Genomic DNA, 25,842 nt, shown 5'->3' with positions numbered 1-25,842 from the left:
CCTCTCGAAGTTCGATGATCCGGCGGCTCCGTTCCGGCCACCGTCACGATTACAAGTAGAGCACACAATTCAATTGTGCACAACTAAATGACTCGCAAGAGCTAGGCTTGAGTCATGACCGCGACGACCCCGACCCCCGCCCCCGAGGCAGACTGGCTCCGTCTGGACCGCCAGATCTGCTTCTCCCTGCACGCCGCGTCCCGTGCCTTCAACAGCGTCTACCGCGTGATCCTCAAGGACCTCGGGCTCACCTACCCGCAGTACCTGGTGATGCTGGTGCTGTGGGAGCAGGGCGACCTGCCGGTCAAGAAGCTCGGGGAACATCTGCGCCTGGACTCCGGCACCCTGTCACCGCTGCTCAAGCGCCTGGAGGCGGCGGGCCTCGTGCACCGGGAGCGCAGCGCGCGCGACGAACGCTCGGTGGAGGTGCGGCTGACGGAGCAGGGGGCTGCGCTGCGGGAGCGGGCGTTCGAGGTGCCGCGGCGGATCATGACCGCGACCGGCTTCGACGTGGACGAGATACGGAACCTGAAGACGCGGCTGGACCAGCTGACGGGGGCGCTGGACACGGCGGCTGTGGACACGGCGGCTATGGATTCGGCCGTTTCGGAGGAGGGGGCGCGCTGAACGCGGCCCCCTGGTGGTGAGGGGCGGTGGCGATACGCGGCTACCGCCGCGTGGCTGCGGCCAGCCCTCACCCGCCTGCCGCCCGCAGCCCGCAGCCCGCAGCCCACGCTCAGCCGAACCCGCCCCGGATCGGCCGCACATACAACCTCAACGCCACCCGATCAATCACCATCTCCTCCCGCAGCACGAACTGCTGGTTCAGCACGGCGAGTTTGGCGCGCTCCGTGGAGAGCCGCGGCCGGTAACCGCTCACCAGCGCGTACTTCTCCACCACCGCCCACACCTCGTCCACCCCTGCCAGCCGCCGCCGCAGCGTCCCCGGCCCGACCTCGCGCCCGTACAACGTCCCGGACGCCGGCGCCGGTTCGGCCAGTGCGATGTCCCGCGTGCCCTTGAAATCCGCGGGATAGGCGAGCTCCGTCCCCCGCGCGTGGGCCGGCAGGTACAGCACGGGGTCACCGGGCCGCAACGCGCGCGCCGCCGCTTCCGCCACCGCGCCGAGGTCATCGGGCCGGGTGCCCGGCACGCGGTCATGCCGCAACAGCGGAACCTGGTGGGTGAAGGCAAGGACGAGCGCCAGGACCCCGGCCAGGGTGACCGCGGTCGACCTGGGCGGTGCCGCCGTGCCGTGGGACCAGAGCCGGCCGAGCAGCCCGGCCACCCGGTCCGCGCCGAGCGCCACCAGCAGGGGCGCCCCGGTGAGCGCGTAGAGCACATACCGGTCGACGTACAGCGGTGTGAGCTGCGACGCCAGCATCAACGCCACCGGTGGCAGCACCGCGAGCGGCAGCGCGACCGCGGCGAGCGTCACCTCACCGCGCCGGCCCACCAGCCGGGCCAGCCCCAGCAGACCGAGCGCGAGGCAGGTCCAGTACGCCCCGTCGGTCGGTCCGAGGTACTGGCGCAGCAGCTCCTGCGCGGTCTCCAGGTCCGGCTCCCGCAGCCACGCCACCTGGGCCGACTGTGCGTGCGAGACGACGACCATCGGTGCCAGGGACAGCGCCACGCCCCCGGCCGCGCAGCCCCACCCCCGCCACACCTTTCCCGACGACCGGGCCAGCGCCAGAGTTCCCGCGTGCGCGATCAGCAGCAGGACCGCGAACTCGTGCAGCCAACAGGTGACGCCGAGGACGGCGCCGTACCACCACCAGGCCCGCCACCCCCCTCGGGCCTCTCCTCGGGCCTCTCCTTCGCTCGCCGCCCGTACGAACTGCAGGGTCGCGCCGGCCGCGCCCGCGGCGACCATGGCGTAGGAGCGGCCCTCCTGCGCGTAGTGGCCGACCAGCGGGGTGACCGCGTACATCAGTCCGGCCCACAGTCCGACGCGCGGCCGGGCCAGGCGGGTGCCGAGGGCGCCCACCAGGCCGGCGGTGACGGCCGCCGCGCACACCGAGGGCAGCCGGAGGTCGACCTCGCCCGGGTGACCGGGGGCGGCGGCGAGGACGACGTGCATCAGCAGGTAGTACAGGCCGTGCACCGCGTCCACGCCGTGCAGCAGCCGCCAGATCTCCGGCACCGTGCGCCGGGCGACCTGATGGGTGACGGCCTCGTCGCGCCACATCCCGCCGCGGTGCAGCCCCCAGAGCCCGACCCCGAGCATCACCGCGGCCGGGACGGCCACGGCGACGGCACGGCGCACGCGGCCCGGCGGCCCGCCGGGCGGTCCCCCCAACGGGCTCGGCCGACGCGACGGAGTCGGCCGACCGGATTCTGTCGTTCGCGATGTCCGCGGATGTGCTTTTACGAGAGGCCCGATACTCACCACGGCCCGATCTTTTGCGATTAGCCAACCTTTGCCGGGTATTGACGGCGTATCGGCATGGATACACCATCCGGGCGGCTTACGCTCGCGGTTGATGAATCGCCGCCCGTACTTCCCGCTCCCGCGCGCCTCGTTCGCCTCGTCCGTTCGACTCCCGCACCTCCCGCGCCTCCCGCGCCCCGCACGCCCGCCGGGCCTCGTGCGTCTCCTCTGCCTCGCCGGCGTCTGGCTCGCCACGCGCGCCCTGATGCTGTGGCTCCTTGCCCACAACAACGAGCGACACCTGGGACACGGAGCGGTCGCGCGCGAAGTGTGGCGGCTTTACTTCCATTGGTACGGCGTCCTGTCGCACGGCGCCTTCCCGGCGCACGACACGTTGTGGCAGTACCCGCCGGGCGCCGGCGCGGTGCTGCTCGCGCCGGGGCTGGTGCCCGGGCTGAGCTACTTCCAGGCGTTCGTGGCGCTCACCCTGGCGACCGACGCGCTGATCGTGGCGGCGCTCGCCCGCGCGGGCGCGCGCCCGGGCCGCACGCTGCTGGGCGCGGCCCTGTGGACGGGCGCCCTCCCTCTCCTGCTGCACCTCCCGCTCGCCCGCTACGACGTGGAGGTCACCGCCTTCGCCGTGCTCTCCCTGCTGGCGCTGCCGCGCTCCACGCGCGCGTCCGGGGCGCTCGCGGCGCTGGGCGCACTGGTGAAGGTGTGGCCGGCGCTGGTGCTGCTGGGCGTCGAGCGCGGGCGTACGACGCGCACGGCGTGGACCTGGGCGGCCATGACCGGAGCCGCGACCCTCGCCGCCTTCCTGTTCACCTTCCGCAACCCGCTCGCATTTCTCCGGCAGCAGGGCGGCCGGGGTGTGCAGGTCGAGTCCCTCGGCGGCACCGCGCTCAGCATCGCCCGGCACGCCGGCTGGCGGGGCACGGTCCGCTACCAGTACGGCGCGATGGAGCTGGTCGGCCCGCATGTGCACGCGGTCGCGACCGCCTCCCTCGCACTGACCGCCGTCTCCTTCGCGCTCCTGCTGCTGTGGCGGGTACGGGCCCGGCACTGGACCGAGGCAACCCCGTACGACGCGGCGCTGAGCGCGGTGCTCCTCTTCACCGTCACCAGCCGGGTGATCAGCCCCCAGTACATGATCTGGCTGCTCGGCCTGGCCGCCGTCTGCCTGACCTCACGGCACACCACCCAGCGCCCGGTCGCCGCGCTCATCGTGACGGCGACCGCGCTCAGTGCCGTCGCCTACCCCACGTTCTACGCCGAGGTCGTCCACGGCACCTGGACCGGCTGTCTGCTGATGCTCGCCCGCAACGGCCTGCTGGCCACCGCCGCCGTCCTCTCCCTCACCCGCCTGTGGCGCGCCACACGCCGCCCGGAGGACGCCGTCGGCACCTCCTCGAGCGCGGGAAGTCCCCTCAGCCGTCCGCTGATGTCGGCGGCACCTGCTTCACTGAAGGGTGACCGCGGCTGACGAACACCACGGGCCAACTGACGGAGGGGACGGCCAATACATGACCTGGCTCATCACCGGCGGCGCCGGCTACATCGGGGCGCATGTCGTACGCGCGATGACCGAGGCGGGCGAGCGGACGGTCGTGTACGACGACCTGTCCACCGGCGTCGCCGAGCGCGTGCCGGAGGAGGTCCCGCTGGTGCTGGGCTCCACGCTGGACGGTGAGAAGGTCGCGCGCGCCCTGGCCGAGCACGAGGTGACCGGGGTCGTCCACCTGGCGGCGAAGAAGCAGGTGGGCGAGTCCGTGGAGCGTCCCCTGCACTACTACCGGGAGAACGTCGAAGGCCTGCGTGTCCTGCTGCAGGCGGTCACGGAGGCAGGGGTCCCGTCCTTCGTGTTCTCCTCCTCCGCGGCGGTCTACGGCATGCCGGACGTGGAGCTGGTGACGGAGGACACGCCGTGCGTGCCGATGTCGCCGTACGGCGAGACGAAGCTGGCGGGTGAGTGGCTGGTCCGCGCGACGGGCAGGGCGACCGGCCTCTCGACGGCGTCCCTCCGTTACTTCAACGTGGCCGGCGCGGGCCGCCCCGAACTCGCCGACGTGGGCGTCTTCAACCTCATCCCCATGGTCTTCGAGAAGCTCACGGCGGACGCGCCACCCCGTGTCTTCGGCGCCGACTACCCGACGCCGGACGGCACGTGTGTCCGCGACTACATCCATGTGGTGGACCTGGCAGAGGCCCATGTTGCCGCGGCCGGCGCCCTCCAGGCCGCCCCGGGCCGCGAACTGACCCTCAACATCGGGCGCGGGGAGGGCGTCTCGGTCCGCGAGATGATCGACCGCATCAACGCGGTCACCGGCTACGACCGCCCCCCGGCCGTCACTCCCCGCCGCCCCGGCGACCCGGCCCGCGTGGTCGCCTCCGCCGACCGCATCGCCATGGAACTGGGCTGGAAGGCCAAACACGACGTCCAGGACATGATCACCTCAGCCTGGGAGGGTTGGCTACGCCTGCACCCGGAGGCGGCCCGGGCCTGAGCCGTGGCCCTGCCTCGGCTCCGCGGTCTGGGCGGTGCGGACCACCTCCTCGTGCGAGGACGCCGTCCGCGTGGCCGTCGACCTGGGCGGCGACACGGACACCGTCGCGGCGGTCACCGGCGCGCTGGCCTGTGCCGTCCACGGCATCGGGGCCGTACCGGAGCGGTGGACGGACGTGCTGCACGTGCCGTTGCCGGGATACGGCGACCGGGTGCTGCGGGCGGCGGACCTGGCGGCGCTGGCGCGGCGGCTGGATACGTGAGGTGTGGTCAGTCCACGGGCCGCCGGGCCCGTTTGAGCTCCTCCGAGATCGCCCAGGCGTCCGCCACCGGGCCCATGTGGGCAAGCTTGTCGGGGTTGAGGACCAGGCGGATCGCCTGGATCCGGCCGTCGAGGATGTCGAGGGAGAAGGTCTGGAGGACCTTGCCGTCGCGGTCGCGGAAGATCCCGCCCGGCTGGCCGTTGACCTGGCGCTGTTCGCAGGTCACCTGCACGCGGGCCAGCACCGGGAAGACCGCGGCGAGGAGGCGGGCCACGTTCTGGGCGCCGGCGACCGTCCGGGCCAGCTGCGGGGCCTTGCCGCCGCCGTCGCCGACCAGTGACACGTCGGCGGCGAGCAGGCCCTGCAGGCCGGCCAGGTCGCCTTGGTGGAGGGCCTCGAAGAAGCGTGACGCCAGTTCGTCACGTTCCCTCCGGTCCGCCTCGAAGCGGGGGCGGCCCTCGGCCATGTGACGCCGTGCCCGTACGGCGAGCTGGCGGCAGGCGGCCTCGGAGCGGCCCACCGCCGACGCGACCTCGGGGAAGCCGAAGTCGAACACCTCGCGCAGCACGAAGACGGCTCGCTCCAGCGGGCTGAGCCGCTCCAGGAGCAGCAGGGCGGCCATCGACACCGAGTCGGCCAGCTCCGCCGACCGCGCCGGGTCCTCGTAGGGGTCGGCGAGCAGCGGCTCGGGGAACCACGGACCGACGTACTCCTCGCGCCGGACGCGGGCCGAGCGCAGCACGTCGATCGAGATCCGGGTGACCGCGGCCGACAGGAACGCCTTCGGCGACCTGACCTCCGTCGGCGAGCCCTCGAACCGCAGCCAGCTCTCCTGGACCGCGTCCTCCGCCTCGCTGACGCTGCCCAGGATCCGGTACGCGATCGAGAACAGCAGCGGCCGCAGCTCCTGGAACTCCTCGGTCCTGCTCATGCCCACTCCCCCTTCGGCATCCATGAACCGGCCGGTCAGAACGGTGCGGGGCCGAACCGGCCCACCACGATGACCAGCGCGAGCACAAGGTAGACCAGGTTCAGCGCCACGAACGCGCTCTCGCCGCGCCGGCCGTGGGTGACCATCGCTCCGACCATCAGCAGGACCCAGGCGGCGGCCGTCACGGGCACCAGTACCGGTGCGACGCCGACGACCGCGGGCAGGATCAGGCCCGCCGCGGCCAGGACTTCCAGAATGCCGAGCGTCTTGACGAAGCCGGCGCCCGCGTCTCCGGTCCAGCCTCCGCCGTGGGCCGCGGCCAGCTTCTCCCGGGGCACGAACGTCTTGCTGATCCCACCGGTCAGGGCCACCGCGGCGAGCAGTCCGGCGGCGATCCACAGCGCGAGGTTCATCGTCCACTCCTTGGTCGAGGATGCCTGCGTCCCTACGACGAGACCGCGGCCCCGCCTGTGACATCCCCGGCCGAGTGGTTCAAAGCGCCTTGAGCGCCTCCGTGGTGCCACGGGCCAGCGCGGCCAGATACCCCTTGGGCAGCTTCGGGGTGCGGATCACCACCGAACGCCAGTACAGCGGGCCGGAGATCAGGTCCATGGCCAGGTCGTCGTCGAGGTTCGCGGCGAGTTCCCCGCGCCGCTGGGCCGCCTCGATGATCTTGCTGGCGACGCCCTCCTGGCCCTCGCGCAGTGTCTTCTGCATGGCCTCGGCGATCTCCGGGTTGCGGGCCGCCTCGGCCTGGAGGTCCGGGATGATCTGCGAGGCGACCGGGTGACGCAGCGCGCGGGACGTGACCTCGTACAGGAGCCGCAGGTCACCCTCCAGGGAGCCGGTGTCGGGCACCGGCAGGCCCATCACGGCGAGGGCCGAGACGACGTCGAGGACCAGGTGCAGCTTGGAGCGCCAGCGGCGGTAGACGGCGGTCTTGCCGACGCCCGCGCGGCGCGCGATGCCCTCGATGGACATACGGGCGTACCCGACCGCCGCGAGTTCCTCGAAGACGGCGGCGCGGATGGCCTCGGTCACGTCCTCGCGGAGGACGGCCGCCCCGGCGGGGGCTCGTCGGCGCGGACGCGTCTGGGACTCCTCGGCGTTCGTCGTCATGTCTCCCAGCATAGGGGCGTAACGACGAAACGGTTGCGTCCCGACGAGGCCCACCACTCGATCGCCGCAACAGGGCCACACTGAACGACTTCCAGTTCACCGCCGTACCGAACACGAGCCCGACGCATCCCCCCACAACGAATCGGTCGCGCCCTGACCTCGAAAGTGTCACGCCGCACATCGGTTCGTGACGACGAAACGGTTGCGTTCCGACGCCAACTCCGCCTACGCTCCCGTTGCGACGATACGGTCCCGTCCCGACGCAAGTAAACGTGAAGAGAAGCGTAAGGAAACGCCGGATGGCGGGCCCGGCTCCCAGCCGGACGCCGCACCCCCACCCCCCGAGTGAAAGCAGCGGATGTGACCCAGGTTCTCCACACACCGCCCCCGACCCCGGTCACGGCCGAGGACGACCTCGCGGCGCTCGCCGCCCGGCACGGACTCTCGGTCAGCGGCGCTCGCCCCTCCCTGCCGGAGTACGTCCGCCAGTTGTGGGCGCGGCGGCACTTCATCACCGCGTTCGCCACCGCCAAGCTCACCGCCCAGTATGCCCAGGCGAAGCTCGGCCAGGTCTGGCAGATCATGACCCCGTTGCTGAACGCCGCGGTGTACTACTTCATCTTCGGTGTGCTGCTCGGTACCAAGCGTGATGTGCCGGACTACATCCCGTTCCTGGTCACGGGCGTGTTCATCTGGACGTTCACGTCCAGTTCGATCATGACCGGCACCCGTGCGATCGCCGGCAACCTCGGTCTCGTCCGCGCCCTGCACTTCCCGCGAGCCGCGCTGCCCATCTCCTTCTGCCTCCAGCAGCTTCAGCAGCTGCTGTTCTCCATGTGCGCCCTGATCGTCATCCTGCTCTGCTTCGGCGTGCCGGTCGCCGCCTCCTGGGTGCTGGCCATCCCGGTGCTGCTCCTGCAGTTCACCTTCAACACGGGCATGGCTCTGATCATGGCCCGATGGGGTGCCAAGACTCCGGACATCTCCCAGCTGATGCCGTTCGTGCTGCGCACCTGGATGTACATCTCCGGTGTCATGTGGAGCATCGACAAGCTGACCGGCAAGCACGCCGGTCTGCCCAGCTGGGTGGCTCCGGTACTCAAGGCCAACCCGGCCGCCGTCTACATCGACCTGATGCGCTTCGCCCTGATCGACAGCTTCCACGGCAGCCAGCTGCCGCCCCATGTGTGGGCGATCGCGACCGGCTGGGCCCTGGTCGTCGGCGTCGGCGGCTTCATCTACTTCTGGAAGGCTGAGGAGACGTACGGCCGTGGCTGAGAACGTGAGCGACACCCGCATCCCCACCGTCATCGCCGACCGCGTCGACATCGTCTACCGGGTCAACGGCACCGGCGGCGGCCGCGGCTCCGCGGCCGCCGCCCTCAACCGCATGATGCGCCGCAAGCAGACCGAGAAGGCGGCGGGCGTCCGAAAGGTGCACGCGGTCAAGAGCGTCTCCTTCGTCGCCTACAAGGGCGAGGCGATCGGCCTCATCGGCACCAACGGCTCCGGCAAGTCCACCCTCCTCAAGGCCGTCGCCGGCCTGCTCCCGGTGGAGAACGGCGCCATCTACACCGACGGCCAGCCCTCCCTCCTCGGCGTCAACGCGGCCCTCATGGGTGACCTCACCGGCGAGCGCAACGTCTACCTCGGCGGCCTCGCCATGGGCATGTCCCGGGAGGAGATCAAGGAGCGCTACCAGGAGATCGTCGACTTCTCCGGCATCAACGAGAAGGGCGACTTCATCACCCTCCCCATGCGGACCTACTCCTCCGGCATGGGTGCCCGGCTGCGCTTCTCCATCGCCGCCGCCAAGGACCACGACGTCCTGCTCATCGACGAGGCGCTGGCCACCGGCGACGCGGCCTTCCGCAAGCGTTCCGAGGAACGCATCCGCGCACTGCGCCAGCACGCGGGCACGGTGTTCCTGGTCAGCCACAACAACAAGTCCATCCGCGACACCTGCGAGCGGGTGCTGTGGCTGGAGCGCGGTGTGCTGCGCATGGACGGGCCGACCGAGGAGGTCCTCGCGGAGTACGAGGCCTTCACCGGCGACAAGGCCAAGCCGAAGCCCAAGCCGAAGGCCGCGCCGCCGAAGGAGACCGAGGCTTCGAAGGTCGCTCAGCCTTCCTGAAGCCCAGCCTTCCTGAAGCCCAGCCTTCCTGAAGCCCAGCCTTCCTGAGGCTCAGCCTTCCTGAAGCCCAGCCTTCCTGAGGCTCAGCCTTCCTGAAGCGGACTTACGATCGCGAGCCGCGCCGTCGCTACACGGCGCGGCTCGTGTCCGTCTGGAACACCCACGTCCGGTAGACGAGGAAGCGGAAGGCGGAGGCAAGCACGATCGACAGCGCCTTCACCACGTTGGATTCCAGCGGCCCATTGAGACCGAGGCCGTGATAACCGGCGTAGAAAAGACCGCTTTCCATCACGACACCGAGACCACTGAAAACGAAGAACAGTGCTATCTGCCGTCGTGTGCGCGAGGCCCGGTCGCGATAGGCGAAATAGCGGAAGCCCGCGTAATTGGTCGCCATCGCGATACAGCTGGCCAGCACCGTGGCGGTCATGGCCGGCCAACGCGGGCCGTGCAGCAGCAGGTTGAAGACCAGGAAATTGACGAGGACGCCGCTGCCGCCGACGACCCCGAATTTCACGACCTCGAACAGGACCTGCGCCGCCGGCCGCCGCCGGGGCGGCGCGGGATTGCTCACCGTGAGTTGCACTGTCACACGGCAGACCATATCCGACACGTCTCGATTAGCAGGAAACGGTAAATTTGCCACCCGTTTTTCCCTAAGCATCGGCAAGAACAATCATCGCCAGGAAAGAAAAGCGCCCCGAGCCGTCACCGGCCCGGGGCGCCTTGCATGTCGTACGACTTACAACTTACGACTACGACTTACGACACGGCTCACGACTACGAGTGCGTGCGCAGCAGCGTCCGCATCGTCCGCATGGCCACCGACAGGTTGGCCAGGTCGAAGGAGTCCGAGTTGCGGATCTCCTCCAGCGTGGCCCGGGCCCGGCCCAGGATGGCGGCGTTCTTCTGCTCCCAGGCCTGGTAGCGCTGCTCGGGGGTCGAGGCGCCGTTGCCCGCGGCAAGCACGTCGGCGGTGAGCAGCGCGTGGGCCGCGTACAGGTCCTCGCGGATGGAGGCGCGGGCCATCGACTGCCAGCGGTCGGCGCGCGGGAGCTCGATGATGCGGTCCATCAGCTGGCTCACGCCGAGACGGTCGGCGAGGTCGTAGTAGACCTCGGCGACGTCCAGCGGCTCCTTGGCCGTGCGGTCGGCCACCGAGACGATGTCCAGCGCCGGGAAGGCCGAGGAGAAGCCGGACACACGGGTCGCCAGCTCGTCGGGGACACCGCCCGCGGTCAGCTCGTCGTACACGTGCTGGTACCACTCCAGGTCCGCGCCGCGCAGCAGCTTGGGCAGCTGCTGCCAGACGTGCTCGACCCGCTCGGAGAAGAACTCGACGGTCTCGGCGAGCTCCAGCGGCTGCGGCCGGTTGTTGAGCAGCCAGCGGGTGCCGCGCTCCACCAGACGGCGGGAGTGCAGCCGGATCCGGGTCTGGACGGCCGCGTCGACCTTGTTGTCCAGCTCCTCGACCGCGTCCCACACTGGGGCGGAGCGGAAGATCGCACGCGCCGCGGTCTGCGCCCGGACGATCTCCTCCAGGGAGGCGCCGGTCTCCTCGCGCAGCCGGTGCAGGTAGGTCGTACCACCGGTGTTGACCGTGTCGTTGACCAGGACCGTGGTCGTGATGTCCCGGCGCAGCGGGTGGCCGACGAGCGCGTCGGCGAACCGCTCGCGCAGGGCCGTCGGGAAGTACGCGTGCAGCAGGCTGCTCAGATACGGATCGTCCGGCAGCGAGGTGTGCAGCAGTTCGTCGGCGACCGTGATCTTCGTGTACGCCAGCAGGACGGCCGTCTCCGGGCTGGTCAGGCCCTGGCCGGAGCCGAGACGCTCGCGGATCTGGCGGTCGGTGGGCAGGAACTCCAGCGCCCGGTCGAGGTGGCCCTCCCTGGCCAGGTGGCGGATGAACCGCTGCTGGGCGTGGAGCATGTCCTTGGACTGGGCCAGCGCGTTGGCGATCGCCACGTTCTGCGCGTAGTTGTTGCGCAGCACCAGGGCGCCGACCTCGTCGGTCATCTCGGCGAGCAGCTTGTTGCGCTGCTTGACCGTCATGTCGCCGTCCGCGACCACGCCGTTGAGCAGGATCTTGATGTTCACCTCGTGGTCGGAGGTGTCCACGCCGGCGCTGTTGTCGATGGCGTCGGTGTTGATCTTTCCGCCGCGGCGGGCGAACTCGATCCGGCCGAGCTGGGTCAGGCCCAGGTTGCCGCCCTCGCCGACGACCTTGACACGCAGGTCGGCGCCGTCGACGCGGATGGCGTCGTTGGCCTTGTCGCCGACGTCCGCGTTGGACTCGGTCGACGCCTTGACGTAGGTGCCGATGCCGCCGTTCCACAGCAGGTCGACCGGCGCCTCCAGGATCGCCTTCATCAGCTCGGCCGGGGTCAGCTTGGTGACCTTCCCCTCGATGCCGAGGGCCTCGCGGATATGGCTGTTGACCTGGATGGCCTTGGCGCTGCGCGGGAAGATACCGCCACCCGCCGAGACCAGGTCGGTGTTGTAGTCGCCCCAGCTGGAGCGGGGCAGTTCGAACAGGCGGCGGCGCTCGGCGTAGGAGGTGGCCGCGTCCGGGGTGGGGTCGATGAAGATGTGCCGGTGGTCGAAGGCGGCGACCAGGCGGATGTGCTCGCTGAGCAGCATGCCGTTGCCGAACACGTCACCGGACATGTCGCCGATGCCGACGACGGTGAAGTCCTCGGCCTGCGTGTTGACGCCCAGCTCCCGGAAGTGCCGCTTCACGGACTCCCAGGCGCCGCGCGCGGTGATGCCCATGCCCTTGTGGTCGTAGCCCGCGGAGCCGCCGGAGGCGAAGGCGTCGCCGAGCCAGAAGTTGTAGCTGCCGGCGACCTCGTTGGCGATGTCGGAGAACGTCGCCGTGCCCTTGTCGGCCGCGACCACCAGATAGGTGTCGTCCTCGTCGTGCCGGACCACGTCCTGCGGGGGCACGACCTCGCCGGCCACCATGTTGTCGGTGATGTCGAGCAGCGCAGAGATGAACGTCCTGTAGCTGGCGATGCCCTCGGCCAGCCACGCGTCCCGGTCCTTCGCCGGGTCCGGCAGCTGCTTGGCGACGAAGCCGCCCTTGGCGCCGACCGGCACGATGACGGTGTTCTTCACCATCTGCGCCTTGACCAGGCCGAGGATCTCGGTACGGAAGTCCTCACGCCGGTCGGACCAGCGCAGACCGCCGCGCGCGACCTTACCGAAGCGCAGGTGCACACCCTCGACACGCGGCGAGTACACCCAGATCTCGTACGCCGGGCGCGGCGCCGGCAGGTCCGGGATGGCCTGCGGGTCGAACTTCATGGAGACGTACGAGTGCGGGGTGCCCTCCACCGTCTCCTGGAAGAAGTTGGTGCGCAGCGTCGCCTTGATGACGGTCAGGAAGGAACGCAGGATGCGGTCCTCGTCGAGCGAGGCGACCTGGTCGAGCGCCGCGTCCAGCTCCTCGTGGAGGGCGTCGGTGATCTCCAGGCCGGCCTTCTGTCGGTCCGGCGACATCCGCGCCTCGAAGAGGGAGACGAGCAGCCGGGTGGTGTGGACGTTGTTACGGAGGGTGGTCTCCATGTAGTCCTGGCTGAACGTGGAACCGGCCTGCCGCAGGTACTTGGCGTACGCCCGCAGCACCATCGCCTGCCGCCAGCTCAGCCCGGCGCTCAGCACCAGCGCGTTGAAGCCGTCGTTCTCCGCCAGGCCGGTCCACGTCGCCGCGAAGGCGTCCTGGAACCGCTCACGGCCGTCGTCGCCCAGGTAGTCGCCGTTGCCGCCGCCTGCCGTCTTGGGCATGCGCAGGCCGAAGTCGTAGATCCACGCGGTCGTCCGGTCCGAGCAGCGCAGTTCGTACGGCCGCTCGTCGATCACCTCGACGCCCAGCCGGTTGAGGACCGGCAGCACGGCCGACAGGGAGATCGCCGCGCCCTTGCGGTAGATCTTGAAGCGGCGCTCCGCGGGGGCGGCGCCCACCGGCTCGTAGAGGCTGAGCGCGAAGTCGTTACCCTCCTCTTCGGTGAGCCGCTCCAGATGGACCAGGTCGGCGACCGCCGCGCGCGGGGTGTGGTCGGCCTTGTAGCCCTCGGGAAAGGAGTTGATGAAGCGGCGTTGCAGCTCGGCCGCGCGCTCCTCGCCGCACTCGGCGTTGAGGGCCTCGGCGAAGCTGTCCGCCCAGGATCGGGCCGCCTCGACCAGGCGGGCTTCGATGCGGTCCTTGTCGGCGTCGGACAGCTCGGGCAGCTCGGTGCCCTGCGGGACCCGGACGACGAAGTGCAGCCGGGAGAGGATCGACTCGGTGTTCCAGGCCGTGAAGTCGACGCTGGTGCCGCCGAGTTCCTCCTTCAGGATGTCGATGATCCGCAGCCGGACACCGGTGGTGTAGCGGTCGCGGGGGAGATAGACGAGGGCCGAGTAGTAGCGGCCGTACTCGTCCTGGCGCAGGTAGAGGCGGAGCCGCCGGCGTTCCTGGAGGTACAGGACGCTCGTGACGATCGACTCCAGTTCGGGGACCGGCGTCTGGAACAGCTCGTCGCGCGGGTAGGTCTCCATGATCTGGAGCAGGTCGCGGCCGTCGTGGCTGTTGGGCGAGAAGCCCGCCCGGTCCAGCACCGCGTCGACCTTGCGGCGGATGACGGGCACCCGGCGCACCGACTCGGTGTACGCGGCGGACGAGAACAGCCCCAGGAAGCGACGCTCACCGACGACATTGCCGTCCGTGTCGAACTTCTTGACGCCGATGTAGTCCAGGTACGACGGTCGGTGCACGGTCGACCGGCTGTTCGCCTTGGTCAGGATCAGCAGCTTGTGCTCGCGGGCCTTGGCGCGGGCGTCTGCGGGGAGCCGCTCGAAGGAGGGGCTCACCGGGTGGCTCTCCTCACCGGCGTGCTTCGGGTCGGAGCGAAGGATGCCGAGGCCGGTGCCGGGTACGGCGGCCAGGGAGTCGTCCTCGCGCAGCTGGTACTCGCGGAAGCCGAGGAAGGTGAAGTGGTCGGCGGCCAGCCAGCGCAGCAGCTCGCGGGCCTCCTCGGTCTCGTGCGCGGGCAGGTCGGTCGGCAGCGCCTCGGCCTCGATACCGTCGGCGATCCGGATGGCCGCCTCCCGCATCTTCTCCCAGTCTTCGACGGCCTCGCGGGCGTCGGACAGCACGCGCAGCAGATCGGCGGTGATCTGCTTGAGGTCGGAGCGGTCGGTCTCGCGGTCGATCTCGACGTGGATCCAGGACTCGATGTGTGCGTCGTGCGGCAGTTCCTCACCCAGGGCCGGGGTCGGCAGCATCTCGATGAGCTTGCCGGTGAGGTCGCGGCGGACGACGAACTGGGGGTGGATGACGACGTGGATGCCGCGCCCCTGCCGGGTCAGCTCATTGGTGACCGAGTCGACGAGGAAGGGCATGTCGTCGGTGACGACCTCGACCACGGTGTGGCTGCAGGTCCACCCGTTCTCCTCGACGGTCGGGGTGTGGACCCGGACGTTCGCGGTGCCCTGCGGGCGGGTCTCGGCGAGACGGAAGTGCGAGACGGCGGCGCCGAAGGCGTCGACCGGGTCACGGTCGGCGAGGTCCTCCGGCGCGGTGTGCAGGTAGTAGCGCTGAAGGAACGCGAACACGGACTCCTGGTCCGCCGTCCCCGTCGGTAGGTGCCCCCCTGCCGGGCTGTTCTCAGCTACCCGGGCGGCCCGTTCGAGCAGCTCGGCCTTGGCTTCGTCCAGCTTGGTCTGCATTGTCCTCTGGCTCCTGTCGCGCGCCATTGCGTGACGTAGAAGGAAGTACGGGCTCTTCCCCCTGCGGCTCGACGCCACGGCCGGGGTCTCCGGTCTGCTCCGACGCTATGCCGCAAGGTGAGACGAGCGGTGGGTATTCGGCCATTCTCGACATGCCCCGAGGGTGTGACGTCTCTCTCGGCGACGCCACTACCAGGGCCGTCTTGGGTGCCCTCCGCCCGCGAAGATCAGCGACCGCCGCCCGGTCACGGAGGTGTTCCGTGCTCACCGGGCGCAGGGCGGAGGCGCCGACGCCCCCGCGAACTATCGCGCTGATCACGCCACCAAGGCTATCGCTCCCCACCCGGGACCCGTCATGAGCCGTATGTGTACAAAACAGGGGGTGGAACTTTGACGTTCTGCACAGCGACGCGACGCCGGTTTGGCCGACGGCGGGGTGGGCGGGGCGGGTGTTGCGGATTCAGGGTGTTGCGGGTGGGTGGGGGCTGGTCGCGCAGTTCCCCGCGCCCCTGAAGGGGCGCTGCACCCTGCCGGCGCCGGGAAGCGGGCCCCCTTCCCCCCACTCACCCCGCCGCTCACGCGGCCAGCCGCTCCGCCTCCTCGACCGCCTCCGCCAGTGAGTCCACGACCGGCACGCCGACCTGCTCCAGGCTCGTCCTGCCGTGCGACCCCCCGGTGTACAGCACCGCCTTCGCCCCCACGGCCTGCGCGGCCACCGCGTCGTCCGCCGCGTCCCCGATCACCACGGTCCGCCCGGGCCGCACGTCCACCAGCGACCGCAGATGCCGCACCATGTGCTCGGCCTTGCTGCCCCCTGACGGCCCGACCCGCCCCTCGACCCGTACGAAGTGCGACTCGATCCCGAATCCCCGTACCAAGGGGACGAGTTCGTCATGCACGTACATGCTCAGCAGCGACTGGCTGCGCCCCGCCGAACGCCACCCGGCCAGCAGCTCGACCACCCCGTCGGTCAGCCCGCACAGGCCGCGGTGCTCGGCGTAGTACCGGTGGAAGATCTCGTCCATGACCTCCCACTCGGCGTCGGTCGGCAGCCGCCCCATCAGCCGCTCGTAGAACTTCGGCACCGGCACGCAGTACAGCGCCCGGTACTGCTCCAGTGTGATCGGCGCCAGGCCCAGCTCGGCCGATGCCGCGTTCGTCGCCCCGATGATCGCGTCGTTGTCGTGGAACAGCGTCCCGTTCCAGTCCCAGACGATGTGCGCGTTTCCGTGCTTCCCCATGCCAAAAACGCTACCCGCCACCACTGACAATCAAGACCGACGGCACGTCACCGCAGGTCACAGGGGCCCGGCCGACCCGTCGGCCCCGCTCAGCCGCTGAGCCCCACCAGGTTCGGGATCTCCTGTGTGGCGTACCAGAGCAGCTCGTGGTCCTCGGCACCGTCCACGACGAACTGCGCGTCGTCGTCCCCAACGTCCGCCGCCTGAAGCGCCCCGGCCGCCGCCGCCACGTCCTGCTCCGCGTCGTCGGAGTCGACATGCACGGAGGCCGCCTTGGCCAGCGCCACCGTCCCGGTCACGCGCACCTCGCCCAGTGCCGCCGGGTCGAGCCCGCGGTCCGGGTCGGCCGCCGCCGCGCCGTCGGGGACGTCCACGGCGACCACGACCCGGCGACGCACCGCTCCCGGGTCCGCGGCCAGCAGCCGCAGGGAGGCGAGCGCGGCCCGGTTGAGCGCGGCGTACTCCAGTTCCTCTATGTCGTCGGAGAGATACCACTCGCGCAGCGCGGGCGTGACGGCGTAGGCGACGAACGGACCGGTCCCCAGCTCGCCCGTCTTGTGCGCCTCGGCGAGCCCGGAGAGGGTCAGGGGGACGTAGACGCGCATGGCTGGCCGCTCTCTTCTGGACTCTTCGACTCTGCGTCTCCCGAAGGTCCTGGCGCCTCCCGGAGGGCCTTCAGGATACGTGCGAGCGTCCCCTTTCGGGTCCCGGGCGGTGACGTCGACGGCGTCCACCCGGCGCCCCACGATTCACCCGGTGCCGCCGCCTGCCCAGCGGGTTTCCCGCACCCCCGGTCACTCAGATAAGTGAACACTTCGAGGCCCTCGACACGGGCCCTCACCGCCTTGCTGCCGCCGCCCCGCCCCCCGTACAAGATCCCCAACCGAAAGTTACCGCCCGGTACCCGCCGGGCCCGCCGAACGGGGATCCCCATGAACAAGGTCATGACCAGGACCGCCCAGCTCCGTCCGGGCACCCGCCCGCCCGGCCGCCGCGACTCCCGCCGCCCCGGCGCGCCCTCCTCCCGCAGGCCGCTGACGCCGCCGGCGGCCCCGCCGAGCCCGCGCCCCACCGACCTCTTCGCGGAGCGTCTGCTGGCCGTCCTCAGCGGCCGCCGTCCCGCCCACTGGATGCTCCGGCACACGGCGGGACCCGCCTACGACGACCTGGCCCGTCTCGCCGAACGCGGCCCCCTGCGCACCCGCGGCACCGATGCCGTCGTCCGCGACATCGGTTACTACGTCCCCCGCATCGGCGCCCTGGAGGTCTTCGCCCGCATCGCCGCGGGCGAGCAACTGCGCGCCATGGCCTTCCGCCTGGAACAGGGCGCCGACCTGCGCTGGCGCTGTACGGCCGTGGAACTGGGCGGCCCGCGCACGCCTCGCGGCGACTGACGGACGGACCGAAGCGGCCGGAGCCCGTTGGGGCCGGGTGACGAGAGCCGGCCTGCCGAAGAGCCGGCTCCCCCAGCCCCAGCCCCAGCCGCAGGCAGTCGTACCTCCCCGAGGCCACCGCGCCCCCGGGCCACAAACCGAAGGGCCGGCCCCCCCTTGCGGGGTGGCCGGCCCTGGTGGGGCGCGCTGTGGGTGCCGCTACTTCCTGCGGCGGCGGCTGCCCTTCGCCTGCTTGCGGCGCTCGGCGCGGGTGAGTCCGTCCGCCTCCGAGCGGGCCGGCTCCTCGTCGTCGTAGGCGAAGTCGCCCTCGAGGAGGCCGCCCTCGCCGTCCACGGTGGCCGCGGAGAAGTGCATGCCCCGCCGCTGCGGCGCCTCCAGGCCCTTCGCGCGGATCTCGGGACGGGAGCCCGCCTGCGCCGGCACCGCGTCCTGGACGCCCTCCGCGGCCGCCTCGACCGGGACCTCCTCGACCTGCTGCTCGACCTGGACCTCCAGGTTGAACAGGTAGCCGACGGACTCCTCCTTGATGCCGTCCATCATCGCGGTGAACATGTCGAAGCCCTCGCGCTGGTACTCGACCAGCGGGTCCTTCTGGGCCATCGCCCGCAGGCCGATGCCCTCCTGGAGGTAGTCCATCTCGTAGAGGTGCTCACGCCACTTGCGGTCGAGAACCGACAGCACGACCCGGCGCTCCAGCTCACGCATGATCTCGGAGCCGAGCTGCGCCTCGCGTGACCCGTACTGCTCGTGGATGTCGTCCTTGATGGAGTCGGCGATGTACTCGGCGGTCAGACCGGCCCGGTCGCCGGCCGCCTCCTCCAGCTCCTCGATGGTCACCTTGACCGGGTAGAGCTGCTTGAAGGCGCCCCACAGGCGGTCGAGGTCCCAGTCCTCAGGGAAACCCTCGGCGGTCTCCGCGCCGACGTACGCGTCGATCGTGTCATCCATGAAGTGCTGGATCTGCTCCTGCAGGTCCTCGCCCTCCAGGACGCGGCGGCGCTCGCCGTAGATGACCTCGCGCTGACGGTTGAGCACCTCGTCGTACTTCAGAACGTTCTTACGCGTTTCGAAGTTCTGCTGCTCGACCTGCGACTGCGCGGACGCGATCGCGCGGGTGACCATCTTGTTCTCGATCGGCACGTCGTCCGGCACGTTGGCCATGGACATCACGCGCTCGACCATCTGGGCCTTGAACAGGCGCATCAGGTCGTCGCCGAGGGAGAGGTAGAAGCGGGACTCGCCGGGGTCACCCTGACGGCCGGAACGACCGCGCAGCTGGTTGTCGATCCGGCGCGACTCGTGCCGCTCGGTGCCAAGGACGTAGAGGCCGCCGAGTTCCTTGACCTCTTCGAACTCGGCCTTCACCGCGCGCTCGGCCTTCTCCAGGGCGGCGGGCAGGGCCTGCGCCCACTCCTCGATGTGCTCCTCGGGGTCCAGGCCGCGCTGGCGCAGCTCCGCCTCGGCGAGGTCGTCCGGGTTGCCGCCGAGCTTGATGTCCGTACCACGGCCGGCCATGTTGGTGGCCACCGTCACGGCACCCTTGCGGCCGGCCTGCGCGACGATCGACGCCTCGCGCTCGTGGTGCTTGGCGTTGAGCACCTCGTGCTGGATGCCGCGCTTGGAGAGCTGCTGCGAGAGGTACTCCGACTTCTCGACGGAGGTCGTGCCGACGAGGATCGGCTGGCCCTTCTCGTGCTTCTCCGCGATGTCGTCGACGACCGCCTCGAACTTGGCGACCTCGGTGCGGTAGATCAGGTCCGACTGGTCATTGCGGACCATCGGCCTGTTCGTCGGGATCGGGACCACGCCGAGCTTGTAGATCTGGTGGAACTCGGCGGCCTCGGTCATGGCCGTACCGGTCATGCCGGACAGGCCGGGCAGTTCCTTGCCGTTGTGGTCGTGGCGCTTGTAGAGGCGGAAGAAGTTCTGCAGGGTGATCGTGGCGAGGGTCTGGTTCTCGTCCTTGATGTCCACCCCTTCCTTCGCCTCGATCGCCTGGTGCATGCCCTCGTTGTAGCGGCGGCCGGCGAGGATACGGCCGGTGTGCTCGTCGACGATCATGACCTCGCCGTCGAGGACGACGTAGTCCTTGTCCTTCTTGAAGAGCTCCTTGGCCTTGATGGCGTTGTTCAGGTAGCCCACCAGAGGCGTGTTCACCGACTCGTAGAGGTTGTCGATGCCCAGCCAGTCCTCGACCTTGGAGACGCCGGACTCGTGGATCGCGACCGTGCGCTTCTTCTCGTCGACGTCGTAGTCGCCGGTCTCCTCGACGCCCTTGAGCGGGTTGCCGGCCTCGCCCCTCTTCAGGCGCAGGACCAGCTTGGCGAAGTCGCCGTACCACTTGGTGGCCTGGTCGGCCGGACCGGAGATGATCAGCGGCGTACGGGCCTCGTCGACCAGGATGGAGTCGACCTCGTCGACGATGGCGTAGTTGTGGCCGCGCTGGACGAGCTCGTCCTGGGACCACGCCATGTTGTCGCGCAGATAGTCGAAGCCGAACTCGTTGTTCGTGCCGTACGTGATGTCCGCCGCGTACTGCTCGCGGCGCTGCGCCGGCGACATGTTGGAGAGGATGCAGCCGACGTTCAGGCCCAGGAGCTTGTGGACGCGGCCCATCATCTCGGAGTCGCGCTCGGCCAGGTAGTCGTTCACCGTGATGAGGTGAACGCCCTTGTCCGCCAGCGCGTTGAGGTACGCGGGCAGGGTGCCGACGAGGGTCTTGCCCTCACCGGTCTTCATCTCGGCCACGTAGCCGAGGTGGAGGGCCGCGCCGCCCATGATCTGCACGTCGTAGTGGCGCTGTCCGAGGACGCGCTTGGCGGCCTCGCGGACCGTGGCGAACGCCTCGGGGAGCAGGTCGTCGAGGCTCTCTCCGTCGGCGTAGCGCTGCTTGTACTCATCGGTGAGGGCCCGCAGCTCGGCGTCGGAGAGGTCGACGAAGTCCTCTTCGATGGAGTTGACCTGGTCCGCGATGCGGTGCAGCTTGCGCAGGATCTTGCCTTCGCCTGCACGCATGATCTTCGAGAGGACGGACACGGGGGTTTGTCTCCTTGCCGGTCGGGCCTGGGACGGTCGGTTTCCATTGGACGTACTGAGCAACGGCCATCGTATGCGAGGACCCGGCCGCGCCGGGAGGCCTGGCGGCCCGACGGCCGTCCGCCGCTTTCCCGAGGGCTCTGCGAGCCCCCTTCGTGTGACTCTTCCAGGTGGGCTTTCGGTTGTACTGGGTGGTGTCGCCAGGTGTTCGCCGCTTCATACGGGACAACGGCCGGGGCATGCGGATGGTGCCGCATCCCGGCGAGGAATTGCGCGAACCGTGATCAAACGGTCACGGAACGCGAAATGGATGGCGTCCCAGGCGCCGGGCCGAGCAGAATCGGCCGATGGAACCCGTCACGCTCTCCACCCCCCGTCTGCTCCTGCGCGCGGTCGGCCCGCAGGACACCGAAGCGGTGTACGCGGCCGTCCAGGACCCCGGCATCCAGCGCTGGACGACGATTCCCTCGCCCTACCTCCCGGAGCACGCCCGGAGCTTCACGGAGCAGATGGTCCCCGACGGCTGGTCCGACGGCTCGATGTTCACCTTCGGCGTCTTCCTGCCGACGGGGGAGCTGGCCGGGATGCTCGGCCTGACCATGCTTTCCCTGGGTGCGGCCGAAGTGGGTTTCTGGACCGTCAAGGAGCACCGCGGCCGTGGCTACACCACCGAGGCCACCCTCGCGGGAGCCCGCTGGGCGTTCACGCAACTGGCGGTCGACCGGGTCGAGTGGCGTGCCGAGGTCGGCAACCAGGGCTCCCGCGCGGTCGCGGAACGCGCCGGTTTCACCATCGAGGGCACCCTCCGCTCCGCCCTCAACAACAAGGGCGTACGACGCGACTGCTGGGTGGGCTCCCTGCTCCCGTCGGACCTGGGCCTGCCCTCGGCCGCGCCCTATCTGCCGGCCCCTTCGCAGGGATGAAACCCCAGGTCGTACCGCACTGTCAGTGCCACGTCCTATCGTCCGAGCCATGACGACCCTCCCGCGCCCCACCGCCGCCCTCTCGGCGGACGAAGCCCGCCGTGTCGCCCTGAGGGCACAGGGCTTCCTCGGCGCCCCCGACCGCCGCTCGGGCGTCCGGGGCGTGCTCCGCCACCTCGGCGCGGTCCAGCTCGACACCATCTCCGTCCTCGCCCGCTCCCACGAGCTCATCCCGTACGCCCGCCTCGGCGCCGTCGGCCGCAAGACGGTCGAGGCCGCCTACTGGCACGGATCCGTCGGCGCGCCTCCGGCACAACCGCACGCCTTCGAGTACTGGTCGCACGCGGCCTGCATCCTCCCCATCGAGGAGTGGCCGCACTTCGCCTTCCGCCGCCGCGCCTACCGCGACCGCCCGCACTGGAGCCACGAACTCCCCGACGGCACCTACGACCAGGTCATCAAGCAGTTGCGTACCGAAGGCCCGCTGACGGCCACGGAGTTGGGCGGCGCGAAGAAGACCAGCGAGTGGTGGGACTGGTCCGGCACCAAGGTCGCCGTGGAGCGCGCGCTGATGTACGGCGAGGTGGTCTGCGTCCAGCGGCGCGGCTGGAAGCGGGTGTACGACCTCGCCGAGCGCGCCGTCCCGGCCACGCTGCTGCACGACGAACTGGACGACACCGAGTGCCTGCGCCGCCTGGTCCGGCTGGCCGGGCAGTCGCTGGGCGTCGGCACGCGCGCGGACATCGCCGACTACCACCGGCTCAAGGGCGAGCAGGTCGACGCGGTGATCGCCGACTCGGGCCTGGTCCCGGTGGAGGTGGAGGGCTGGTCCAAGCCCGCCTGGGCGGACCCGGCGGCCCTGGCAACACCTCCGCGGGGCCGGCACCGCACGACCCTGCTCTCCCCGTTCGACTCCCTCATCTGGGACCGGGCGCGCACCGAGCGGATCTTCGGCTTCACCCACCGCCTGGAGGCGTACGTGCCGAAGCCGAAGCGGGTGTACGGCTACTACGCGATGCCGGTGCTGGCCGGCGGCCGTCTGGTGGGCCGGGTGGACCCGGCGCGTGAGGGCGGCGGCGTCCTGGTGGCACGCCAGGTCACGCTGGACGGCCCCAAGGCGGTTCCGGCGGTGGCGGAGGCACTCGTCGAGGCGGCGAGCTGGGTCGGCTGCACCACGGTACGTGTGGAGCGGGTGGACGCCCCGGAGCTGCGCGAGCCACTCGTCCGGGAAGTGACCCGCGCGCTGATGACCGCGCTGCGCTGACCGGCGCCGGCGGCCTCAGCGGATCTCGAGGATCTTCTCCCGCATCGCGTAGACCACCGCCTCCATCCTGGAGTGCAGCTGCAGCTTCTCCAGGATGTTGCGCACATGGTTCTTCACGGTGTTCTCCGAGATGAACAACTCCTTCGCGATATCGCGGTTGTTCATGCCCGTGGCGACGAGTTTGAGCACTTCGAGTTCACGGTCGGTGAGCCGTGGCGCGGGCACCAGCCGGCGCTCGTCGGTGCGCTGGATCATCGACTTGAACTCGGTGAGGAGTTTTGACGCCATGGACGGGCTGATCTGCGACTGCCCGTCGGCCACCGCGCGAATGGCGGTGGCCACCTCGTCGGTCGAGATCTCCTTCAGGAGATATCCGGTCGCGCCCGCCTTGATCGCGTCGTACAGATCGGCCTCTTCGTCGCTGATCGTCAGCATGATGATCTTCGCGCTGGGGGCGACCTCCTTGATGGAGGTGCAGGCCTCGATACCGCCGCGTTTGGGCATCCGGACATCCATCAGCACGATGTCCGGCAGGAGGTCGGCGGCCTTGTCGACGGCCTCGGCGCCGTCGCCCGCCTCCCCGACGACCTGGATGTCCTCCTCGGCGGCGAGCACGATCTCCAGACCGCGGCGGAAGAGGGCGTGGTCGTCCACGACAAGGACTCTGATCGGTTCCTTGCGTGAAGTGCCGCCCGCGTCCGGGCCCATGCCGACCACGCCGTCCTCGGCGTCCCCGTCCTGCATCGGACCGAAGCTGTCCGCCATCGTTCCTCCCCCTGAAGGCTGTGGCCTGTGGTGCTGTGCCATCGCCAACCCAAGGCAGCGGCCCACCGGTTGGGCCGTTGCGGTCATGATTCCATGCCCGGGCGACAACGCGGTGACAGAGCGGGGCGCGAAGTGGTCGCACACCGGTGCCCCCGGGGGCGCACACACGCTTCCAGGGGCACAGGCCCAGCTGCCGGGCGGGCGGGTCAGCCGCCCAGTGTGCCTCCCGCCGCCGGGGGTTGCACCTCGGCGACCATCGGGTCCGTGCTCAGGTGGATGACACCGTAGTCGTACGCGTGCCGCCGGTAGACGACGCTCGGCTCCTTGGTCTCGGAGTCGACGAACAGGTAGAAGTCGTGTCCGACCAGTTCCATCTCGTAGAGGGCCTGGTTGAGGCTCATCGGAGAGGCGACGTGGGTCTTCTCACGGACGACGAGGGGACCTTCGCCCTTCACCTCCAGGGAACCCATTTTCGTGGTGGGCACACCGTCGGGCTCTTCCTCGTGGACGGGGCTGCCGTTCCCGTTGAGCGTCGCCGCGCCCGGGACATGGTCAGGGACCTCGGCGGCCGAGATCCGCCGTGCACCGCGGCGCGAGAACCGCTTGTCGTGCTGCTTGCGCAGCCGCGCGTCCAGCTTCTCCGCCGCCAGGTCGAGTGCCGCATACGGGTCACTGGCCGCTGCCTCCGCCCGGATCACCGGACCGCGGGAGCGGAGCGTGATCTCCACTCGGTCGCAACGGTCGGCCTGTCGGGGGTTGGGCTCCTTGGACACCTCGACGTCGAGGCTGATCACCTTGCCGTCGAGCTTCTGGATCTTCTCCAGCTTCAGCTTCTCGGCCACGTGCTTGCGGAACCGCTCGGGCACCTCGGTCTTGCGGCCCTTGACGACGATGTCCACGCAGAACTCCGTTCCCGGAGCGCTCCGCTCCACTGGCGGAGCATCTCCCTTTTTGCACCCGACTCCGGTGAACCCGGAGCCTCGGACTCGGCGACTTCCACCTCCTCCTCCCCCATGGGCAAGATCTGCACCCCAGCGCCGCGATGATTACGGAAAACCCGTGGCACGGCATTCGGATATGGGAGGCATGGCCTGCGGCTTTCTCCCACACACCGAACATATCTCGCCCGGACGGATGTCGTCACCCTCTACTGATGCGTACCTCCATTCAGGTGAATTGGCCCAGTCACTACCTGCAACGATGTACGTTCGCAGTCAGTTCCGGTTCATTTCGAAAGAATCCGGTGCGGCCGCGACCACAGCCGCACGGATCGGCCAGGCGGGGGCGTTCCCCTCGGCTATTTCCGGTGCGTCCCGTGTCCACGGCGCTCGCTCTTCCCTCGTTCCGGTCATCCGTTCCTCCCTTCCTTCCCAAGCCGCGCGCCGATACACGGGCGTTTTCTCCTCTCCTGCCCCTCCAAACCCCATCGCCTCCCGTACCGCACGCGCCGCCTCCGCGAGCGTGGCGCCGGTCGTGACCAGGTCGTCGACGAGGACGACGCGGCCGCCCGTGAGCAGCCGGGCACCGGCCGCCGTCACCTCCAGCGCGCCGTCGAGATTCGCCAGCCGCTGCCGCGAGTTGAGCCCCGACTGGTCGGCCACGGCCCGCCGCTGCCGCAGCACCGGGGCCACCCGGGCCGAGGACCCGGTGCGCCGCAGTTCCGTGGCCGCCGCGAGGGCGATCCGCCGCACCGGATCGTGTCCGCGCGCCCGCACGGCCCACGCCGCGGAGGGCACGGGCACGAGAAGCAGGGGCCCGCCGGCCCGGGCACCGCCGCTCCCTTCACCTGTCAACAGGCCACCGGTCTCGCCACCGGCCCCGCCCGTCGCGTCGCCGGCCCAGGACGCCACGATCCTGACGGTCCGAGCAGGCCCGGCCGTCCGGCCCTCCCGGAGCCCGGCCCGCACCGCTCCCGCCAGAGCCGCGCCCAGGGCCCCGGCGAGCGCCAGCGCGCCCCGTTCCTTGTGGGCGAGGAGAGCCGCCCGTACCTCGTCCGCGTAAAGCGCCGCCGCGTACACCGCCGGCAGCCCGTCCGGCTCCGGCACCGGTCGCACCCGGCGCGGTACGGCCCCGCTCAGGGCGGCACGGCACTCGGCACAGAGCACCGTGCGAGGTGTCCCACAGCCTCCGCACTCGGCCGGTAGCACCAGGTCGGTGAGGTCCTGCCACCACCCCCGCATGTGCCCACT

General features: G+C 70.3%; 20 protein-coding genes and 1 pseudogene. 9 read left to right on the top strand and 12 right to left on the bottom strand.

The genetic code is table 11. The features are described 5' to 3' along the window. Positions 1-114 precede the first annotated feature (114 nt). Positions 115-627, top strand: coding sequence for a MarR family transcriptional regulator (locus ABZ396_RS02615; RefSeq protein WP_358923360.1), 513 nt, complete (start codon positions 115-117; stop codon positions 625-627). Between the two features lie 109 nt (positions 628-736). Here ABZ396_RS02615 and ABZ396_RS02610 read toward each other — a convergent pair whose 3' ends face one another. Next, positions 737-2,266, bottom strand: coding sequence for a glycosyltransferase family 39 protein (locus ABZ396_RS02610; RefSeq protein WP_358923359.1), 1,530 nt, complete (start codon positions 2,264-2,266; stop codon positions 737-739). A 370-nt stretch (positions 2,267-2,636) separates the two neighbouring features. Here ABZ396_RS02610 and ABZ396_RS02605 point away from each other — a divergent pair, with 370 nt between their 5' ends. From ABZ396_RS02605 to ABZ396_RS02595, 3 genes and pseudogenes are all read left to right on the top strand, one after another. Continuing rightward, a complete protein-coding gene (locus ABZ396_RS02605; protein ID WP_358923384.1) occupies positions 2,637-3,854 on the top strand; it encodes a glycosyltransferase family 87 protein in 1,218 nt (405 codons plus the stop codon). Between the two features lie 40 nt (positions 3,855-3,894). After that, entirely contained in the window at positions 3,895-4,875 is a 981-nt protein-coding gene (gene galE, locus ABZ396_RS02600) for a UDP-glucose 4-epimerase GalE (RefSeq protein ID WP_358923357.1), read from the top strand. A gap of 4 nt (positions 4,876-4,879) precedes the next feature. Beyond that, positions 4,880-5,137: pseudogene (locus ABZ396_RS02595) on the top strand (ADP-ribosylglycohydrolase family protein); the annotation flags it as partial. 7 nt (positions 5,138-5,144) lie between these two features. Here ABZ396_RS02595 and ABZ396_RS02590 read toward each other — a convergent pair. The 3 genes from ABZ396_RS02590 to ABZ396_RS02580 form a co-directional block, all read right to left on the bottom strand. Next, on the bottom strand, positions 5,145-6,068 hold the full coding sequence (locus tag ABZ396_RS02590; RefSeq protein ID WP_358923355.1) for an RNA polymerase sigma-70 factor: 924 nt from the start codon (positions 6,066-6,068) through the stop codon (positions 5,145-5,147). A gap of 35 nt (positions 6,069-6,103) precedes the next feature. Next, positions 6,104-6,481, bottom strand: coding sequence for a DoxX family protein (locus ABZ396_RS02585; RefSeq protein ID WP_358923354.1), 378 nt, complete (start codon positions 6,479-6,481; stop codon positions 6,104-6,106). Positions 6,482-6,560: 79 nt separating this feature from the next. Continuing rightward, positions 6,561-7,187 (bottom strand): TetR/AcrR family transcriptional regulator, encoded by a 627-nt coding sequence (locus ABZ396_RS02580; RefSeq protein WP_358923352.1) that lies wholly within the window; start codon positions 7,185-7,187, stop codon positions 6,561-6,563. 360 nt (positions 7,188-7,547) lie between these two features. Between ABZ396_RS02580 and ABZ396_RS02575 the strand changes: the two genes are divergently transcribed. Then, positions 7,548-8,465 (top strand): ABC transporter permease, encoded by a 918-nt coding sequence (locus ABZ396_RS02575; protein WP_358923351.1) that lies wholly within the window; start codon positions 7,548-7,550, stop codon positions 8,463-8,465. After that, positions 8,458-9,321, top strand: coding sequence for an ABC transporter ATP-binding protein (locus tag ABZ396_RS02570; RefSeq protein ID WP_358923349.1), 864 nt, complete (start codon positions 8,458-8,460; stop codon positions 9,319-9,321). The genes ABZ396_RS02575 and ABZ396_RS02570 overlap by 8 nt, the downstream gene beginning before the upstream one ends. Positions 9,322-9,448: 127 nt before the next feature. Here the strand turns inward: ABZ396_RS02570 and ABZ396_RS02565 are convergent, their stop codons facing one another. The 4 genes from ABZ396_RS02565 to ABZ396_RS02550 all read right to left on the bottom strand — a co-directional run bounded on the left by ABZ396_RS02565 (position 9,449) and on the right by ABZ396_RS02550 (position 16,876). Then, positions 9,449-9,913, bottom strand: coding sequence for a GtrA family protein (locus ABZ396_RS02565; RefSeq protein WP_358923347.1), 465 nt, complete (start codon positions 9,911-9,913; stop codon positions 9,449-9,451). 188 nt (positions 9,914-10,101) lie between these two features. After that, entirely contained in the window at positions 10,102-15,030 is a 4,929-nt protein-coding gene (locus ABZ396_RS02560; RefSeq protein WP_358923345.1) for an NAD-glutamate dehydrogenase, read from the bottom strand. A 575-nt stretch (positions 15,031-15,605) separates the two neighbouring features. Continuing rightward, positions 15,606-16,271: an HAD family hydrolase gene (locus ABZ396_RS02555; RefSeq protein WP_358923343.1), complete on the bottom strand. Its 666-nt coding sequence runs from the start codon at positions 16,269-16,271 to the stop codon at positions 15,606-15,608. Between the two features lie 89 nt (positions 16,272-16,360). Continuing rightward, positions 16,361-16,876, bottom strand: coding sequence for a hypothetical protein (locus tag ABZ396_RS02550; RefSeq protein WP_358923341.1), 516 nt, complete (start codon positions 16,874-16,876; stop codon positions 16,361-16,363). 327 nt (positions 16,877-17,203) lie between these two features. Between ABZ396_RS02550 and ABZ396_RS02545 the strand changes: the two genes are divergently transcribed. Further along, the gene (locus ABZ396_RS02545; protein WP_358923339.1) at positions 17,204-17,665 is read left to right on the top strand and encodes an Rv3235 family protein; all 462 of its coding nucleotides are present in this window, start codon (positions 17,204-17,206) and stop codon (positions 17,663-17,665) included. A 198-nt stretch (positions 17,666-17,863) separates the two neighbouring features. Here ABZ396_RS02545 and secA read toward each other — a convergent pair whose 3' ends face one another. Next, positions 17,864-20,701: a preprotein translocase subunit SecA gene (secA, locus tag ABZ396_RS02540; RefSeq protein ID WP_358923337.1), complete on the bottom strand. Its 2,838-nt coding sequence runs from the start codon at positions 20,699-20,701 to the stop codon at positions 17,864-17,866. A gap of 347 nt (positions 20,702-21,048) precedes the next feature. Between secA and ABZ396_RS02535 the strand changes: the two genes are divergently transcribed. Both ABZ396_RS02535 and ABZ396_RS02530 read left to right on the top strand, forming a co-directional pair. Further along, positions 21,049-21,624, top strand: a complete 576-nt coding sequence (locus ABZ396_RS02535; RefSeq protein WP_358923335.1) for a GNAT family protein — start codon at positions 21,049-21,051, stop codon at positions 21,622-21,624. Between the two features lie 49 nt (positions 21,625-21,673). Then, positions 21,674-22,888 (top strand): crosslink repair DNA glycosylase YcaQ family protein, encoded by a 1,215-nt coding sequence (locus tag ABZ396_RS02530; protein WP_358923333.1) that lies wholly within the window; start codon positions 21,674-21,676, stop codon positions 22,886-22,888. Between the two features lie 15 nt (positions 22,889-22,903). Here the strand turns inward: ABZ396_RS02530 and ABZ396_RS02525 are convergent, their stop codons facing one another. From ABZ396_RS02525 to ABZ396_RS02515, 3 genes are all read right to left on the bottom strand, one after another. After that, positions 22,904-23,653, bottom strand: a complete 750-nt coding sequence (locus ABZ396_RS02525) for a response regulator transcription factor (RefSeq protein ID WP_358923332.1) — start codon at positions 23,651-23,653, stop codon at positions 22,904-22,906. 206 nt (positions 23,654-23,859) lie between these two features. Then, positions 23,860-24,585, bottom strand: a complete 726-nt coding sequence (gene raiA, locus ABZ396_RS02520) for a ribosome-associated translation inhibitor RaiA (protein ID WP_358923330.1) — start codon at positions 24,583-24,585, stop codon at positions 23,860-23,862. Positions 24,586-24,867: 282 nt separating this feature from the next. Continuing rightward, positions 24,868-25,833 (bottom strand): ComF family protein, encoded by a 966-nt coding sequence (locus ABZ396_RS02515; protein WP_358923328.1) that lies wholly within the window; start codon positions 25,831-25,833, stop codon positions 24,868-24,870. Positions 25,834-25,842 lie beyond the last annotated feature (9 nt).

It is taken from the genome of Streptomyces sp. NPDC005866 (assembly GCF_040629895.1).
Classification (GTDB): Bacteria; Actinomycetota; Actinomycetes; order Streptomycetales; family Streptomycetaceae; genus Streptomyces.
This window is presented reverse-complemented; position numbering and strand designations above follow the sequence as displayed.